This is a genomic window from Aeromonas lusitana (genome assembly GCF_002812985.1).
In the GTDB taxonomy this organism is placed as follows: Bacteria; Pseudomonadota; Gammaproteobacteria; order Enterobacterales; family Aeromonadaceae; genus Aeromonas; species Aeromonas lusitana.
The window spans coordinates 97,063-113,776 of sequence record NZ_PGCP01000004.1 but is presented as its reverse complement, the minus strand read 5'-3'; the positions used below and the strand labels follow the sequence as shown (position 1 = coordinate 113,776).

Annotated in this window: 16 protein-coding genes; 9 read left to right on the top strand and 7 right to left on the bottom strand. The window is 61.2% G+C overall.

The features are described from left to right. Positions 1 to 2: 2 nt before the first annotated feature. The gene (znuC, locus tag CUC44_RS03725) at positions 3 to 767 is read right to left on the bottom strand and encodes a zinc ABC transporter ATP-binding protein ZnuC (RefSeq protein WP_100858641.1); all 765 of its coding nucleotides are present in this window, start codon (positions 765 to 767) and stop codon (positions 3 to 5) included. Positions 768 to 861: 94 nt separating this feature from the next. On the opposite strand from znuC, the gene znuA reads away from it, so the two are divergent. Then, the gene (gene znuA, locus CUC44_RS03720; protein ID WP_100858640.1) at positions 862 to 1,767 is read left to right on the top strand and encodes a zinc ABC transporter substrate-binding protein ZnuA; all 906 of its coding nucleotides are present in this window, start codon (positions 862 to 864) and stop codon (positions 1,765 to 1,767) included. A 74-nt stretch (positions 1,768 to 1,841) separates the two neighbouring features. Then, entirely contained in the window at positions 1,842 to 2,513 is a 672-nt protein-coding gene (locus CUC44_RS03715; RefSeq protein ID WP_100858639.1) for a transglutaminase-like cysteine peptidase, read from the top strand. On the opposite strand, the gene CUC44_RS03710 is transcribed toward CUC44_RS03715, so the two are convergent. Continuing rightward, a complete protein-coding gene (locus CUC44_RS03710) occupies positions 2,508 to 3,449 on the bottom strand; it encodes a TAXI family TRAP transporter solute-binding subunit (RefSeq protein ID WP_100858638.1) in 942 nt (313 codons plus the stop codon). The two genes, CUC44_RS03715 and CUC44_RS03710, sit on opposite strands and share 6 nt — an antisense overlap. Next, on the bottom strand, positions 3,446 to 4,744 hold the full coding sequence (locus CUC44_RS03705) for a LapD/MoxY N-terminal periplasmic domain-containing protein (RefSeq protein WP_100858637.1): 1,299 nt from the start codon (positions 4,742 to 4,744) through the stop codon (positions 3,446 to 3,448). The genes CUC44_RS03710 and CUC44_RS03705 overlap by 4 nt, the downstream gene beginning before the upstream one ends. A gap of 270 nt (positions 4,745 to 5,014) precedes the next feature. Here CUC44_RS03705 and mepM point away from each other — a divergent pair, with 270 nt between their 5' ends. Continuing rightward, on the top strand, positions 5,015 to 6,352 hold the full coding sequence (gene mepM, locus CUC44_RS03700) for a murein DD-endopeptidase MepM (RefSeq protein WP_100858636.1): 1,338 nt from the start codon (positions 5,015 to 5,017) through the stop codon (positions 6,350 to 6,352). 68 nt (positions 6,353 to 6,420) lie between these two features. On the opposite strand, the gene CUC44_RS03695 is transcribed toward mepM, so the two are convergent. After that, on the bottom strand, positions 6,421 to 7,365 hold the full coding sequence (locus tag CUC44_RS03695; protein WP_100858635.1) for a D-2-hydroxyacid dehydrogenase: 945 nt from the start codon (positions 7,363 to 7,365) through the stop codon (positions 6,421 to 6,423). A 161-nt stretch (positions 7,366 to 7,526) separates the two neighbouring features. Between CUC44_RS03695 and CUC44_RS03690 the strand changes: the two genes are divergently transcribed. Next, complete coding sequence (locus CUC44_RS03690; RefSeq protein ID WP_100858634.1) at positions 7,527 to 8,108, top strand: YjaG family protein; 582 nt, start codon at positions 7,527 to 7,529, stop codon at positions 8,106 to 8,108. Between the two features lie 65 nt (positions 8,109 to 8,173). Here the strand turns inward: CUC44_RS03690 and CUC44_RS03685 are convergent, their stop codons facing one another. Continuing rightward, a complete protein-coding gene (locus tag CUC44_RS03685) occupies positions 8,174 to 8,653 on the bottom strand; it encodes a MarR family winged helix-turn-helix transcriptional regulator (RefSeq protein WP_100858633.1) in 480 nt (159 codons plus the stop codon). A gap of 164 nt (positions 8,654 to 8,817) precedes the next feature. Here CUC44_RS03685 and CUC44_RS03680 point away from each other — a divergent pair, with 164 nt between their 5' ends. Continuing rightward, complete coding sequence (locus tag CUC44_RS03680; RefSeq protein ID WP_100858632.1) at positions 8,818 to 9,345, top strand: hypothetical protein; 528 nt, start codon at positions 8,818 to 8,820, stop codon at positions 9,343 to 9,345. Between the two features lie 9 nt (positions 9,346 to 9,354). After that, positions 9,355 to 10,953: a BCCT family transporter gene (locus tag CUC44_RS03675; protein WP_100858631.1), complete on the top strand. Its 1,599-nt coding sequence runs from the start codon at positions 9,355 to 9,357 to the stop codon at positions 10,951 to 10,953. 82 nt (positions 10,954 to 11,035) lie between these two features. Here CUC44_RS03675 and mutS read toward each other — a convergent pair whose 3' ends face one another. Both mutS and CUC44_RS03665 read right to left on the bottom strand, forming a co-directional pair. Continuing rightward, positions 11,036 to 13,606, bottom strand: a complete 2,571-nt coding sequence (gene mutS, locus CUC44_RS03670; RefSeq protein ID WP_100858630.1) for a DNA mismatch repair protein MutS — start codon at positions 13,604 to 13,606, stop codon at positions 11,036 to 11,038. A 263-nt stretch (positions 13,607 to 13,869) separates the two neighbouring features. Then, complete coding sequence (locus tag CUC44_RS03665) at positions 13,870 to 14,277, bottom strand: Spy/CpxP family protein refolding chaperone (protein ID WP_244166708.1); 408 nt, start codon at positions 14,275 to 14,277, stop codon at positions 13,870 to 13,872. A gap of 240 nt (positions 14,278 to 14,517) precedes the next feature. On the opposite strand from CUC44_RS03665, the gene pncC reads away from it, so the two are divergent. The 3 genes from pncC (at position 14,518) to CUC44_RS03650 (ending at position 16,710) form a co-directional block, all read left to right on the top strand. Further along, the gene (gene pncC / locus CUC44_RS03660; protein ID WP_100858855.1) at positions 14,518 to 15,009 is read left to right on the top strand and encodes a nicotinamide-nucleotide amidase; all 492 of its coding nucleotides are present in this window, start codon (positions 14,518 to 14,520) and stop codon (positions 15,007 to 15,009) included. Between the two features lie 80 nt (positions 15,010 to 15,089). Then, entirely contained in the window at positions 15,090 to 16,154 is a 1,065-nt protein-coding gene (recA, locus tag CUC44_RS03655) for a recombinase RecA (RefSeq protein ID WP_100858629.1), read from the top strand. Between the two features lie 37 nt (positions 16,155 to 16,191). Beyond that, positions 16,192 to 16,710: a regulatory protein RecX gene (locus CUC44_RS03650; protein WP_100858628.1), complete on the top strand. Its 519-nt coding sequence runs from the start codon at positions 16,192 to 16,194 to the stop codon at positions 16,708 to 16,710. Positions 16,711 to 16,714: the final 4 nt, after the last annotated feature.

Sequence of the window (16,714 nt, the reverse complement as noted above, 5' to 3'; positions counted from 1 at the left end):
TCCTATTGCTTGCGAGAGGGCAGGCGGATGACGGGGGCCTGCGGTTCATGATGATGATGTTCGCCATCGCAGTGGTGATGGTGGGTGTAGACCGCCAGCACCTCCTGCTCCGGGCGCCCGAACAGGCGGGCAAATTCGGGGTGGCGGGCCACGCTCTCCGGCTCGCCGTGACAGCAGACATGGCGATTGAGGCAGATCACCTCGTGGGTGCTGGCCATCACCAGGTGCAGATCGTGGGAAACCATCAGCACGGCGCAGTGCAGCTCGGCGGCGAGCCGGCCTATGAGGGCATAGAGCTCGATCTGGCCGCTGATGTCGACCCCTTGCACCGGCTCGTCCAGCACCAGCAGCTCGGGCTTGACCAGCAGGGCGCGGGCCAGCAGCACCCGCTGCATCTCGCCACCGGAGAGCTTCTGCATCCGGTTGTCCAGCAGCTCCTGGGCGCCGACCCGATTGAGCGCCTCCTCGATGGAGAGACGGCCATTCTTGCCGAGCTGCAGGAAGCGGCGCACCGTCAGCGGCAGGGTGGGATCCAGATAGAGGCGCTGGGGCACGTAACCGACTCTCAGATCCCGCCGGCGCAGGATCTCGCCGGAATCCGGGCTGAGCAGGCCCAGCACCAGCTTGCTCAGGGTGCTCTTGCCCGCCCCGTTGGGGCCGACTAGCGTGGTGATTTTGCCTTTGTTCAGGGTAAAGGAGACCTTGTCGAGCACTGAGCGTCCGTCAAACGAGAGACAGACATCTTTTAGCTCCACCAGTTGGGTCATGACAGCTCCGGGGTTTACAGCCTGTGAGAGTTATAATATAACAACAGCATTGGTTTGTTATATTATCACACACTCACTTCCTGACGAGATCTCTATGCGAATTCTTACCCTGATCACTGCCTTGCTGGTGGTGAGTCTGCCCGTTCGTGCCCTCGAGGTACTGACCACCATCAAACCCCTGGGTTTCATCGCGGCTGCCATCACCGACGGGGTGAGTGAGCCCAAGGTGTTGCTGCCGACCGGCGCCTCTCCCCACGACTTCGCCCTGCGCCCCTCCGACATTCGCAGCATCAATGAGGCCGATCTGGTGGTCTGGGTCGGTCCCGAGCTGGAAGGCTTCATGGCCAAACCGCTGGCCCAGCACCCTCACGTGCTGACCCTGACCAAGGTCCCGGGCATGCCGCTGTTCGACTACAGCAAGCAGGCCGGGCATGAGGAGCACGCCGACGAGGATCATGATCATGACGGCCATGAGGGACATCATCATGAGGGGGTCGATCCCCACATCTGGCTGGGGCCGACCCAGGCGCTGGTAATAGCCCAGGCCCTGAGCGAGTCATTGAGTGCCCAGGATCCGGCCAACGCCGAGCGTTATCGTGCCAATCTGCTGGCCTTCAAGGCCAAGGTGGAGGCCAAGGACAAGGTCATCGCCGGGCAGATGAAGGCAGTCAACCAGAAGGGCTACTTCGTCTTCCACGAGGCTTATGGCTACTGGGAGCGCCACTATGGCATGAGTTCCAAGGGCCACTTCACCGTGAGCCCGGAGCGTCGCCCCGGCGCCAAGACGTTGGTGGAGATCCGCAAGGCGCTGGAAGAGAAGCAGGCGAGCTGCATCTATGCCGAGCCGCAGTTCTCCCCGGCGGTGATCGAGTCGGTCGCACGCAACACCGGGGCCAAGGTGCTCTTGTTGGATGAGGTGGGTGAACAGGTGCCACTCGGACCAGATGGTTATCCGCAGTTTATGCAGCAACTGGCCGATGCCTTTGCCGAGTGCCGTTAAAGGTGGTGATCGCGGTCTTCTGACCGTCAGGGCTGACTATACTGACCTCCAGCGAATGACATGGAGTGTCCGGTATGAAATGGATTGTTCCCGCCTGCATAGTGGCACTTGCCTGTGCCCCCTTGCAGGCTTCCCAGCTGGCCAGTTACATCACCAGTCCCGAGCTCAAGGCCAAGTTGCAGGAGGTCTACGGTGGTCGGGCACTGCAACGTGCCGAGGCGTTCTCCCGCCTGCTCACACCCAGGGCTGGCACCACGGATCAGCAGAAACTGGAGCTGGTGAACAACTACTTCAACAACCTGACCTATAGCGATGATCCCAAGCTGTGGGGAGAGGAGGATTACTGGGCCAATCCGTTGGAGTTCATCGGCGCCCGGGGCGGGGACTGCGAGGACTACAGCATCTCCAAGTACTACACCCTGATGGAGCTGGGGGTCGACGAGAAGAAGCTGCGGCTGGCCTATGTAAAGGCCATTCGTTATAACCAGTTCCACATGGTGACACTCTACTTCGCCACCGCCAAGTCCGACCCTCTGGTGCTCGACAACATCAACGGCCGGATCCTGCCCGGCAGCAAACGCAACGATCTGCAGCCGGTGTACAGCTTCGATGCCAAGAGCATCTGGATCATGAAGTCACGGCGTGAGGGGACGCTGGCGGGGAGTGCCGATCGCCTGACCCAGTGGACCTCGATGCAGACCCGTTTCTCCAGCGAACACCTGCGCGCCCCCCGCCGTCAGCTATAACTTGCCCGCCGCCTTCAACTCCTCAAAATACCTTGCTGCTCCCGGATGCTGCTCGACGCTCAGTACAGGGCCAATCTTGTTGCGTGCCTTGTGGAACAGGTTGGCGTAGCCATAAGTCTGCTCGTTGAAACTGGTCTGCTGGCTCAGCATGGCTTTGGTGAGGCGATAAACGTCGGCATCTGCCGTGCTGGCATTGGTCACCAGGGTAGCGGCGATGGCGAAGGTGGGGGTGGCCTTGAGGTTGCCGGGATAGATGCGCGCCGGCACCTGACTGCGTTGATAGAATTTTACCCCCTGCAACAGCTTATCCCGCGCTTCTCCCTCAATGGGCAGGAAGCGGATGGCACAGCGCTTGGCCGTCTCCAGCACGATCCGGTTCGGGTGCCCCATGACCAATCCATAGGCATCTATCTGCTTGCTGCACAGCGCCTCGGCCTGGTTGGCCACGCTCTTCAGATCCAGATCCTGCTCGGTGGCCCCCAGTATGGAAAACAGTGCAAGGGCAGTCTGGCGGGTGCCCGAGCTCTTGAGCCCCATGTCGATGGGAGCCAGCTTGAGTTGCTCCAATCCGGTGATGTCGCCGTCGGCTCGCACCACTATGGTGAAAGGTTCGGCATGGGTCGCGAAGAGGGCCCTCAACTCGGGTTGGGGTTGTTTGGTGAAGGGGCCGCTGCCATGGCTGGCCTGATAGAGCCAGTCGGATTGCACCAGAGCGTAGGGGATTTCTCCAGCCTGCAGCATGCGCAGATTCTCGATGGAACCCGAGCTGGCCTGCAGTTTGCATTGCAGGTCTGGGTCACTCTTGCTGGCCAGTCGGCAGAACTCCTTGATGACCTGATAGTAGATGCCTTGTTCACCCCCAGTGCCGATGGCGACGGTATTGGCCTGGGAGAAGGGCTGCCACAGCAGGGCGAGCAACAATAAGGGGAGTCTCATGATGCCTCCTGGCTGGCATAGCCGTCGATGCCCCAGCTGCGCAGGGTGTCGATGTCGTTCACCTCGCTGGCTTCCGCCAGCAGGGTATAGCCGGAGGCATGCAGACACTGGGAGAGCAGGTTCCAGTAAAGCGGCGCCTGGGTCAGCTGGCAGCTGATGAAGACAGGTTTGACTGGATCGAGTCTGGTCAGGTTGTCGTTGCTCATGGGCACGTTGCTAAATGCCATCTCGACCCCTTGGGCTTGCAGGGCCGTCAGCCGCTCCTCGGCCAAGGGCGGGAAGCTGGTCAGATCCCAGCGCCAGTCCAGGGTCTTGCCCTTGCCGCTGGTCAACGACGAGGCGAATTGCGCCCAATCGGGATGAGAAAGCAGGCTGAGGGGGAGCTGGATCCCCTCTGCCTTCTGGGCAAGCCAGGCGTTGAGCAGGACCTTGATCTCGTCCGGTGAGCTGTCCGTGCTCGGTGGTGTGCGGGGCAACAGCCGGCTGTATAGCCGGATCTCCCCCTGAGTGGAGACGAAGTGCTGCAGATACATGCCGCTGGCGGTCTCCGCCAATGCCATCAGGGGTTGGCTAGTGGAGGTATCGAGCTGCTTGCCGAGCTGGGTGATCTTGAGCCGCTGTTGCAGCAGGTCCCGTTTGCGCTCGGAGACCAGCTGATTGATGGAAGCCACGACTTCCTGCAACTCCCGCAGCCAGGGGGTGGGCAGGTTGCCGCTGAACTGGCGTTTGCGTACCTGCAGCAGTTGCAGATTGACCTGCTCGAGGGGGCGCAACAGGCGGTTGCAGACCCACTGGATGATCAGGGTCAGCACCAGCAGGCCGCCGAGCAGCGCCATCCCGGTGCGGCTGATGGCGTTCCACAGGTGCTGGTAGGCATAGCCCTCATGCCCCACCAGGGTGAGAGTGCCCAGGATGCGCCAGCCATCGGTGAGCTCCTGCTCCACCTTGACCGGCGGCATGGCGATGACGGTTGGCAGCCAGCCGGGAATGTTCTGCTGCGCCGTGTGGAATGCCTTCTGGAACAGCAGTTGTCCGTCCGGATCCATCAGGGTGACCGAGCTGACGAAGCCGCCATCGAACATGGCGTTGACTATGGTCTCTGCCAACACCTTGTCATCGTTGAGCAGGGTGCCTTGCAGCACCAGGCCGAGGGCCGTGATGGCTGTCTCCAGGTTGGCCGACATCTGATCGAGGATGGATTGCCGTACCGTGGTGATCTCCAGCATGAACAGCAGGATGGCGCCGACGGCGAACAGGATCAGGATGATTACATTTAACAATCTTGCTAATGACATACCCACTCCATGGAAATGTTTTTGCAACATCAGACGGCTGAAGGCCGGAAACAACCGGACCCGGTTCTTAAAAATAGAAAAAAATGGTTAATCGAGGCGATCATTTCTGCCCATAAAGGAAGGTTATGCATAAAATGTGAGGTTCATGCAGATTGCTATGAACTTTTTGTAAGTATTTAGGTCTAAAACCCAGACATTTGGTTTTAATAATAAAAAATCATAAAGACAGACCGACTAACACCACCCTTAGATCTAATGACAGGAAAGCGGATGAAACGTCTCCGTCCCTTGGTAGCACAGGCTGCCAACTGGGAACCCCCGGTTCCCCGCAAGCATTTTTACGCCATGCTATTGCTCACGGCCATGACGCTGTCAGCGGTAGCCGTTTTGCCAGCCCCAGGTGACATCCTGGAGCGGCCATTGCGTCTGGAGTTGCCGATTGCCACCACTGGCACAGCAACCAATGAAGACAACACCGACTTCAACGACATCCCGGATCACGAACTGGTGGAGGCCGCGGCCCCGGAAGATGACATCCCGGCCGATGCCACCCCCCAGTGGCAGGATTACAGGGTGCGTAACGGTGAAAACCTGACCACCATCTTCAACAACCTTGGGCTCTCCACCACCACCCTCTACAAGGTGCTGGATGCGGACGCCAAGAACAATCTGGCGCGCCTCAAGCCCGGCCAGACCATAGAGTTGCTGATCGATCAGGACAACATACTGCAGCAGCTCAAGATCCGCCTGAACATCAAGCAGACCCTGGTGCTGGAGCGTACCGACGATACCTACAGCGCCAACATGCTCAATGAAGAGGTGGTGTGGCAGAAGAAGAGTTATGACGGTGTCATCAATGGCAGCTTCTACGTCAGCGCCCGCAATGCAGGGATCCCGGCGAACCACATCCAGAAGATTGCCAACCTGTTCCAGTGGCGGATGAACTTCGCCAAAGATCTGCAAAAGGGTGACAAGTTCAAGGTCCTGGTGCGTCAGGAGACGGTCGAGGGCAAGAGTACGGGCAACACCCAATTGTTGGGAGTCGAAGTGTTCAGCCAGGGCAAGAATGTGTCTGCCTGGCTGTCGGAAGATGGCAACTATTATGACGGCGAGGCAAACAGTTTGGAGCGCGGCTTCCGCCGTTATCCGACCCACAGCCGTTATCGGGTGAGCTCCAGCTTCAACCCCGCCCGACGCCACCCCATCACGGGGCAGGTTCGTCCCCACGAGGGTACCGACTTCGCCCTGCCGGTGGGCACAGCTGTCATGGCCACCGGTGACGGTGTCGTGCTCAAGGCCACCCGCCACCCGCTGGCCGGTACCTATGTGGTGATCAAGCATGGCCGCACCCTGATGACCCGCTATCTGCACCTGAGCAAGCTGCTGGTGAAACCAGGCCAGAAGGTGAAGATGGGGGACAAGATTGCGCTCTCCGGCAACACGGGTCGCTCCACCGGTGCACACCTGCACTATGAGGTGCGGATCAACAACCGCCCGGTGGACCCCATGAAGGTCAAGCTGCCGATGGCCGAGCCCTTGAGCGGCAAGGACAAGCGCCAGTTCCTCGCCAAGGTGAAGAGCTATCGCCAGGAGATGGAGGCGGGTTGACCCTCCCTCTTTCCCGGATAGAAAAAGGCCCCGCCAGTTTGGCGGGGCCTTTTTGTTGCCGTTTGGGCTCAGTAGCCTTTGTCGAAGTCGATGCGTCCATCGAGCTGCTGGCCGTCGATGAAGCGGATGTAGTTGCGAATGAAGATCTGGGCCACGTCTTCCGGGAAGCTGTAGGCGCTGTTGTGGGGTGTGATGATGAGATTGGGCTGATGCCAGAGTTGGCTGTCGGCGGGCAGGGGCTCCTGCTCGAACACGTCAAGTACCGCCATGCCGAGCTTGCCGGTGCGCAGTGCCGCCAGCAGATCCCCTTCGTGCACGGCATTGCCCCGGCCGACGTTGAAGAAGATGGCGTCCGGCTTGCAATGGTTGAAGCGCTCGGAGGTGAACAGGTGACGGGTCTCGCGGGTCGCCGGCAGCACGCTGACGATGACATCGGCCTTGGCCAGCATCTTGTTCAGTGCCGGTAATTGATATACCTGATCGAAGCCCGCTCGCTCACGGCCGCTGTGGCTGATGCCAAGCACCTTCATGCCGAAGTGCTTGCCGGTGTGGGCTATGTGCTGGCCTATGCTGCCGGTGCCGAGCAGCAGCAGTGTCTTGCCCCTGAGCCCCTGATAGGGGTGGCTCTGCCAGGTCTTGAGCTGCTGTTGTTCGCGATAGAGCGGCAGCTGGCGGGTCAGGCTGAGCAGGTGGCCAAACACGTATTCGCTCATCAGCGGTCCGAAGATGCCGCGCACATTGGTCAGCAGGTAATCGCGGCGGCTGCTGGCGTCCAGCAGCACGTCGACCCCGGCATAGGTGGATTGCAGCCAGCCGAGCTTGCCAGCCTTGGGCAGCAGGGGCTTGGCGCGGGCCGGCTCGGCCATCAGGATGTGCGCCTCCCCGATCAGCCGTTCGGCCTCTTGCTGGTTGTCGGCCCGTAGAATGCGCAGATGGGGGAGATGGGCCGCCTTGAGCAGGCGTTCATAATGGGTGTTGTCCTGGCTGAGCAGAAGCAGGGTACGTTGACTCATACTCTTGTTCCTTATCATGTTTACGGCACGGCGGAGGAAGGTTCTGTCCTCATCTTACCCCAGTTGATCGGGCAAGATAGCCGACCAGGGTGCTTTTTCGTTTTCGCCGGGTCCCTCGTGGGCTACAATCTGCCCCACATTTTGCAAAGGATCCGACTCCAGTGTTTGGTGACAAGTTTTATAAGCGACTGGCCGAGTTACAGCCTTGGCAACAGACCGTCTACACCCTGGCGCTGGCGGAGCGCATGTACCCCAACTATGCGCTGTTTACCCAGGCCGCCGGTTTCGGCGACGCCAAGGCGTTTCGCCATGCTCTGGATCAGATGTGGAACTACCTCACGGTGAAGGGATCCCGCGTCAATCTGGGAGCCATTCTGGAGGCGTTTGAGGTCTATATTCCCGAGCCTGGCAAGTTTGAATCCTATGGTGCCTATCCTGCGCTGGATGCCTGCGTGGCGCTGGGCTGCGCCTACAACTCGGTGATCTGCCGGGTGGGTGAAGAGGCCGAAGATGCCAGCCATGCCTCGGTGGGAACCGTGGCCGGTTTCATCGACATGCTGGAAGGACGCGAGCTGACCGAGGAAGAGCTGTACGAGCACGAGTACATCGAAGCCGAGCTGGAGTTCCAGGTCGAGCTGCTCAAGCGGGTTGCCCATGAGCGCGACAGCGACCGTATTCTGGAGATCCGCACGTTTGCGGCCCAGGATGGCGTCTCCAACATAGGCATCAGCCTGGAAGAGTGATCCCAGCTTCAGGATCCCTGCAAAAAAGCTCCCATTCGGGAGCTTTTTTTATGTCTATTGCTGACTCATGCCCGCTCTTCGGTAAGGGGCCTGACGCTCAGCACGGGAGCGGCGTCTATGCCATCGGCATTCATCATGGCCGAGATGCGCTGCAGGGATGAGAGCAGCAGACCCTGTTCCCAGGTTTCCAGGGCCTGGAAGCGCTGGATGAAACTCTCCTGCAATGGGGTCGGCGCCTGTGCCAGCAGGGCACGGCCTGCGTCAGTCAGTGTCGCGTGCACCTTGCGCTTGTCGGTGTTGCTGCGGATGCGCTGCACCAGTTGGCGGCTCTCGAGTCGGTCCATGATGGTGGTGGCGGTGGCCTGGCTCATGTTGGTGTGATCCGCCAGCTGGCGCATGGAGATCTGCCCCAACTCGTCGATCCCCTTGAGCAGCAAGAGCTGCGGCGAGGTCAGCCCGGCTTCCTTGATCAAGCGTTTGGAGTGCATGTCGATGGCTCGGATGATCTGGCGCAGTGCGATCAGCACTTCATCATGTTTTTCCACGGGGATCCGGCTCATGGCCTGGTAGTTGAGAGGCGCAGAATTTTCCGCCTAATTCTACACAAGGTCAATATGGTTTTTGGTGTAATCATTTCTGCTCTAATTAATTTTGTGTTAGGTTGTCGCGCTGTTTTCGAAATTTAAGTCGATATTTGAGGAGCGAAATGATGCAGAACGACCTGGATATCAAGTCTCTGGCAAGTGAGCTGCGGGTGGTGCGGGTACGCTATGAACTGCCTGACACCTCAGCCTTCGTGCGCTATCAGCCGGCCTATGACGAAGACCCGAATAACCTCAAGGTGCACCACTACGACGGTGAGTTGCCCCTCTCCTGCAGTGAGACAGGTGCTTTCAGCCTAAAGGAGTTGGTCAACGAGTTGCGCTACGCCTATGTGCTGGTTCACCTCTTCCCGGACGAGAGCGCCATGAACTTCTACCTGGCGGGCCTCGACAACGGCCTGGCCCAGCTCGAGTTCATCGGTGGCTCCTACGACTTCAACCGGCTCTGGATCACCAGCGGCATCTCCAATGTGGGTGTGCCCATGGCCATCTTCCTCGGCAAGCGCCACGCGGTGAACGGTCAACCCTCGGTCAGCCTGGTGGATCACCGTGAGCAGGTGGCCGGTCGCCTGGTCTATCGCGCCATCGGTGGTGCGGGTGACCATGTGGGCGAAGATTTTTTCAACCATGACTAAGGAGGCCAGATGAGAGCAACCAAAGGGCTGTTTAAAGGCCTCAATCCCACCATGGCCATGACGGCCCTCACCGTCGTGACCCTGTTTCTGCTGTTTGGCGTGTTCGATCCCGATACGGCGGCCACCTGGTTCACCGGCGCCAAGGACACCATCATTGCAGGCTTCAAGTGGTACTATATTCTGGTAGTCGCCCTGTTCCTGTTCTTCGCCGTCTACCTGATGTTCAGCCGCTTTGGCAGCATCCGGCTGGGCGACGACGACCAGGTACCGGAGTTTGGCTACTTCGCTTGGTTCTCCATGTTGTTCAGTGCCGGCATGGGCATTGGCCTGGTGTTCTGGAGCATCGCCGAGCCCATGTATCACCTGCAGAACAACCCTTTCATTACCGAAGGGATGACCCCGGAGGCGGCCCAGATTGCCATGCGCCTCACCTTCTTCCACTGGGGTCTGCATCCCTGGGCCATCTATGTGATCGTCGGCCTCTCCCTGGCGTTTTTCAGCTATCGTCGCAAGCTGCCGCTGGCGATCCGCTCCGTGCTCTACCCCATCCTGGGTGAGCGCATTTACGGCTTCTGGGGCCATGCGGCCGACGTACTGGCGGTGTTCGGTACCGTGTTCGGGGTGGCCACCTCGCTCGGTCTTGGGGTCTCCCAGATGAACACTGGCCTCAACCAGATGTTTGGCATGGGGATATCCCAGACCAATCAGCTCTGGCTCATCGGCGGCATCAGTGTGATCGCGACCCTGTCGGCGGTGTCCGGCGTGGGGCGCGGGGTGAAGATCCTCTCCGAGCTCAACATCTGGCTCAGCGTCTTCGTGCTGGCCCTCTTCCTGGTGCTGGGCCCGACCACCTACATCCTCAATGCCTATGTGCAGAACATAGGTGACTACCTGCAGAACATCGTCAAACTGAGCTTCTGGACCAACACAGAGGCCAACGGCACCTCGGCCTGGCAATCGAGCTGGACCGCCTTCTATTGGGGCTGGTGGATAGCCTGGGCGCCCTTTGTCGGCATGTTCATCGCCCGCATCTCCAAGGGCCGTACCATCCGTGAGTTCGTGCTCGGGGTATTGCTGGTGCCTTCCCTGCTCGGCATGCTCTGGCTCACGGTGTTTGGCGGCAGTGCCATGCACCTCGAACTGTTCGGGGGCGGCGGTGTGGTCGAGGCGGTCAATCAGGACGTGACCCTGGCGCTCTACAAGACGGTGGAGCTGCTGCACTGGGACACCTTCGGCTGGATTGCCAAGGGAGTGTTGACCCTGCTCATCTGCACCTACTTCATCACCTCCAGTGACTCGGGCACGCTGGTCATCACCACCCTGCTCTCCATCGGCGATCAGGATCCCCCCGTGCTGCACCGCGCCATCTGGGGTCTGGGTCAGGGGCTGGTGGCGGCCATACTGCTGGTGTCCGGCGGACTGGCGGCCCTGCAGGCGGCCAGCATCATAGCCGCGCTGCCGTTCTCGGTGATCATGCTGGCCATGTGCTATTCGCTGATGCTGGGGCTCAAGCAGGAGAGCCAGCGCCAGTTCGAATACCGGCAGAACCTCAAGCGCCACGACGGCTCCTCCCACATGAGCCTGCTGGAGCGCATCGGACCGGCCTGACGGACCGGCTCAGAAGTGCAATAAAAAAGGGGAACCGTGAGGTTCCCCTTTTTTGCATCCTGAGCACAGCGGCGCGAGCCGGTTACACCAACTGCTTGAGGCGATAGAGCAGGTCCAGCGCCTGACGGGGGCTCAGCTCGTCCGGACGCAGCGCCGCCAGCTCCTCCACCACGGGGTGGGTCTGGGGTGCCAGCGTTACCAGAGCCGGGCGGGTTTCGCCTGCGGGGGCGGGCGTTGCGCTCTCCAGCTCTGCCAGCTTGTGGCGGGCCTGATGGATCACCGCTTTCGGCACCCCGGCCAGGGCCGCGACCTGCAGGCCGTAGGAGCGGCTGGCCGCTCCCTCCTGCACCGCATGCATGAAGGCGATGGTATCGCCGTGTTCAACTGCATCCAGGTGGACGTTGGCCAGCCCCTCCATCAGCTCCGGCAGCCGGGTCAGCTCGAAGTAGTGGGTGGCAAACAGGGTATAGGCACCTATCTTGCTTGCCAGTTGCTCGGCGCAGGCCCAGGCCAGGGACAGGCCGTCATAGGTGCTGGTGCCGCGACCTATCTCGTCCATCAGCACTAGGCTCTTGGCGGTGGCGTTGTTGAGGATGTTGGCGGTCTCTGTCATCTCCACCATGAAGGTGGAACGACCCGAGGCCAGATCGTCCGATGCCCCGATACGGGTGAAGATGCGATCGATGGGGCCGATGCGGGCGCTGCTCGCGGGCACGTAGGCACCGATATGGGCCAGCAGCACTATGAGCGCGGTCTGACGCATGTAGGTGGATTTACCCCCCATGTTCGGGCCCGTGATGATCAGCATGCGCCGCTCCCGCGCCAGCCGGATCGGGTTGGCGATGAAGGGGGCCGTCATCACCTGCTCCACTACCGGGTGGCGGCCGGCCTCAATCAGGATCTGATCCTCGTCGATGAGCTGGGGGCAACGGTAGTCCAGGGTCTCGGCCCGCTCGGCCAGGTTCGCCAGCACATCCAGCTCGGCGAGGGCTGCGGCGGATTCCTGCAGCTCACCCAGGTGGGGCAGCAGGGCGTCGAGCAGCTCCTCGTAGAGGCGCTTCTCCAGCGCCAGCGCCTGGGCCTGGGCGGTGAGCACCTTGTCCTCGTACACCTTCAGCTCGTCGATGATGTAGCGCTCGTTGTTCTTGAGGGTCTGGCGACGGATGTAGTGGGCCGGCACCAGCTGGCTGTTGGCGCGGCTCACCTCGATATAGAAGCCGTGTACCTTGTTGTAACCCACCTTGAGGGTATTGATGCCGGTCAGCAGGCGCTCGCGCTCCTCGATGCGGGCCAGGCTGGCGGTGGCGCCGTTGGCCAAGTCCCGCAGCTCGTCCAGCTCCTGGTTGAAGCCGTCACGGATGACGCCGCCATCGCGGATCAGCACCGGCGGCACCTCCATCACGGCCTGCTCCAGCAGGCTCAGCAGCTCGGGGAAGGTGCTGGCCCGCTCGCGCAGTTGCTGCACCGCCTCGTGTTCGCTGTCTGCCAGCAGCTGTTGCAGTTCGGGCAGTTGCTGGAAGGCCTGGCGCAGGCGAGTGAGGTCGCGGGGGCGGGCAGAGCGCAGGGCGAGGCGCGCCAGCACCCGTTCCACATCGCCGACCTGGCGCAGCAGGCTGCCGAGATCGTCGTAGAGGTTTTGCTCGATCAGGGTATGTATGGTGCTCTGGCGCCCCTTGAGGATCACCCGATCCCGGATCGGCTGATGGATCCAGCGCTTGAGCAGGCGGCTGCCCATGGGGGTGGCGGTGCGGTCCAGCACCTCGGCCAGGGTGTTTTCATAGCCGCCCGCCAGGTTCTGGGTCAGCTCCAGGTTGCGGCGGGTGGCGGCGTCCATGATAACCGCGTGATCCGGCTGCTCCAGCCGCACGCCACGGATGTGGGGCAGGGCGGTGCGCTGGGTGTCTTTCACGTACTGCATCAGGCAGCCGGCGGCGCACAGGGCGGTCTCGCTCTGCTCGACCCCGAAGCCCACCAGATCCTGGGTGCCGAACTGCTGGCACAGCAGCTTGCGGGCGGTCCCGAGTTCGAACTCCCACTCGGGGCGACGGCGCAGGCCGCGGCGACCCTCCACGTGGCGCAGGAATTCGAAGGATTCCGGATAGAGCAGCTCGGCCGGGTTGGTGCGCTGCAGCTCGGCCAGCAGCGTCTCTTCCTTGTCGAACTGGTTGATGAAGAAGCGACCCGAGCCTATGTCCAGGGTGCCGTAGCCGAAGCGGCGCCCATCGTGATAGACGGCGGCGATCAGGTTGTCCTGGCGCTCACTGAGCAATGCCTCGTCGGAGACGGTCCCCGGGGTGATGATGCGGATCACCTTGCGCTCCACCGGTCCCTTGCTGGTGGCGGGATCCCCCACCTGCTCGCAGATGGCGGCGGACTCACCGAGCTGCACCAGCTTGGCGAGATAACCTTCGATGGCGTGATAGGGCACGCCAGCCATGGGGATGGGGCTGCCGGCGGACTGGCCGCGCTTGGTCAGGGAGATATCGAGCAGTTGGGAGGCCTTGCGGGCATCGTCATAGAAGAGCTCGTAGAAGTCGCCCATCCGGTAGAACAGCAGGATCTCCGGGTTTTCGGCCTTGAGACCGAGGTACTGCTGCATCATGGGGGTGTGGGCGCCGAGGGCGGCGCTGGGGGCTTGGTATTGTGCTGTCATGTGCTGTTCCAGAGGGTGCTCTTGCGGGCAAGCGTCTGCCGTAATGGGTCTGAATCTGGAGGCCATTCTACATGCTCGGGGGCAGATGGTGAGCGCTTATCTCCGTCTGGGGGGACGCCGGTGCGTTTTGGAACTCGCCAGCCTGGTCAGCAGGCGGGGGCAGATGAGGGATTGCGTCCGTTCAGTGCGAAGACGGTTGGCGGAGGGGGAGAAAGCAAAATCCCCGCAGTGGCGCGGGGATTGATGTCAGCGACGGGAGTCGCTTAGTACATGGCTTCGCTGCCGCTCAGCATCTCATGCAGCTTGGTCTTCTGCTCGGCGGTCAGCACCTTGCTCACCTCGAACAGGTAATGGGCGCGGTAGTAGCGGGCCTCGGCCTGCACGTCGCTGATGGTCTGCAACTGCTTCTTGGCGGCCGCCTCATCCCACTTGCCGGTCTTGATCATGTTGACGATCACGTCCTGACCGATGGCGTCGAGTTTGACCGAGCCCAGCTCCTTGGCCGCCTGCTCGCGCAGACCCTTGATCTGCTCGATCTGGGCGCTGGACAGGTTCAGCTCCTGGGCCAGGGTGGTTTCGGTCTGCAGCTCAGGAGCGCTGTCGGCGGCGAAGGTATTGGTAGCAACACACATCGCCAGAGCGGCCATGGCGACTTTGAATTGATGCTTCATCTCTCTTTCTCCTAGTTCCATCGGATAGAAACCGCGTGCGGCGGTGCTCGCTGATTATAGAGAGCAGCCATGTACTGGAGCTTAAGGGGCGGCAACTTGTTGATGTGGCGCTGCTTGTTTCAAGCTCTGGGGCTCCCGGTTTCGCTGCGTCCTGGTCGGGCGCAGCAGCGCCTTGGTCGGTTGCCCGGGCCGGTGGGCAACTGCATAATGGGCGCAGACTTGGCCAATGAGGGCATGATGATGGGACTTGAGGCAGAGATAGCCCGGTTATCCCAGGAGTTGGGGGAGGCACTGCTGGCGCGAGGCTGGCTGGCTGCCACGGCAGAATCCTGTACCGGCGGCGGCGTCGCCACCGCCATCACCGACATCGCGGGCAGCTCGGGCTGGTTCGATCGGGGATTCGTCACCTACACCAACGAGGCCAAGCAGCAGATGCTGGGGGTCAGCATCGACAACCTGCTGCGGCACGGCGCCGTCAGTGAGGCCGTGGTGCTGGAGATGGCCAGGGGCGCCCTGGCCCGCTCCGATGCAGGCATCAGCGTGGCCATCAGCGGCATCGCAGGCCCCGACGGCGGCAGCGATGACAAACCGGTCGGTACCATCTGGTTCGCCTGGGCCGACAAGAGCGGCCGTCAGCACTCCCTGCTGGCCCGCTTCGACGGGGACAGGCGACAGGTGCGACAACAGGCGGTCAGACAGGCCTTGTCCGGGCTGCTGGCACTCCTCAAATAAATTGGACTTGATACTGTATGCATAAACAGTATACTTAGCCCAACTTCACTTCTTCATCACGATTCCCAGCGGAGATTGGCATGGATCAGAACAAACAGAAGGCACTGGCGGCTGCGCTGGGCCAGATCGAAAAGCAGTTCGGCAAGGGCTCCATCATGCGTCTGGGCGACAGCAAGACCATGGACATCGAAGCCATCTCCACCGGCTCCCTCTCCCTGGACGTCGCGCTGGGAATCGGCGGTCTGCCGTGCGGTCGTATCGTCGAGATCTACGGTCCTGAGTCTTCCGGTAAGACCACCCTGACTCTGCAGGTGATCGCGGAAGCCCAGAAGAAGGGCAAGACCTGTGCATTCGTCGATGCGGAGCACGCTCTGGACCCCATTTATGCTGCCAAGCTCGGGGTTAACGTAGATGATCTGCTGATTTCCCAGCCTGACACAGGTGAACAGGCTCTGGAGATCTGCGACATGCTGGTGCGCTCCAACGCCGTCGACGTCATCATCGTCGACTCCGTGGCCGCCCTGACCCCGAAAGCGGAAATCGAAGGCGAGATGGGGGATTCCCACGTCGGCCTGCAGGCCCGTCTGATGTCCCAGGCGCTGCGCAAGCTGACCGCCAACATCAAGAACGCCAACTGCCTGTGCATCTTCATCAACCAGATCCGGATGAAGATCGGCGTCATGTTCGGCAGCCCGGAGACCACCACGGGTGGTAACGCCCTGAAGTTCTACGCTTCCGTGCGTCTGGATATCCGTCGCATCGGCGCCATCAAGGAAGGGGACGAAGTGGTCGGTAACGAGACCCGCGTCAAGGTCGTCAAGAACAAGGTGGCGCCTCCCTTCAAGCAAGCCGAGTTCCAGATCTTCTACGGCGTGGGTATCTCCAAGGAAGGCGAGCTGGTGGATCTGGGGGTCAAGCACAAGCTGATCGACAAGGCCGGTGCCTGGTACAGCTACAACGGCGAGAAGATTGGTCAGGGCAAGGCCAACGTGATGAAGCTGTTCTCCGAGAACAAGGCGATGGCCGCCGAAGTGGAAGCCCGCCTGCGCGAACTGCTGCTGTCGGGTGCCGCCCCCGTCGAGGGCAAGCCGGATGCCAACGAGGCCGACGAGTTCGAGCCTGAAAGCGAACAAGAATTCGAGTAACAAAAAAAGGCCGGGCTAACCCCCGGCCTTGTCATTTATGGTCGATGAATCCATGTCAGCACCCGCCGATACCCCCATCCCCCCCGAGTTGTCATTTGCAGAGATGTTTGCCGCGGCCCGCGCCTATGCCATGCGCAGCCTGGCGCGTCGGGAGAGCGCCGAGTCCGAGCTGGCCGGCCGGTTGCGCAAGCAGGGCTTCAATGAGGAGGTGATCGAGGCGACGCTGGAATACTGCCGCGGCCATCGCTGGGTCGATGATGAGCGCTATGGCGCCATGTCTGTGCGAGCCGGCGCGGCCAAGGGGCAGGGTCCCATCAAGATCCGCTTCGACTTGCGCCGCAAGGGGCTTGACGATGTCCAACTGGAGACGGCGTTCGACCAACCTGAGCTGGACTGGTTCGAGCTGGCCTTCGAGTTGCTGCAACGCCGTGCCAGAGCGAGCGACCTTGCGGATTTCAAGTTGCGGATGAAGTGGCTCAAGTACCTGCTTGGCCGTGGTTTCAATCAGGATCAGGCCCGTTACGCCATCTCCGCCATGCAGGAGAAGGGTGAGTAAGCAG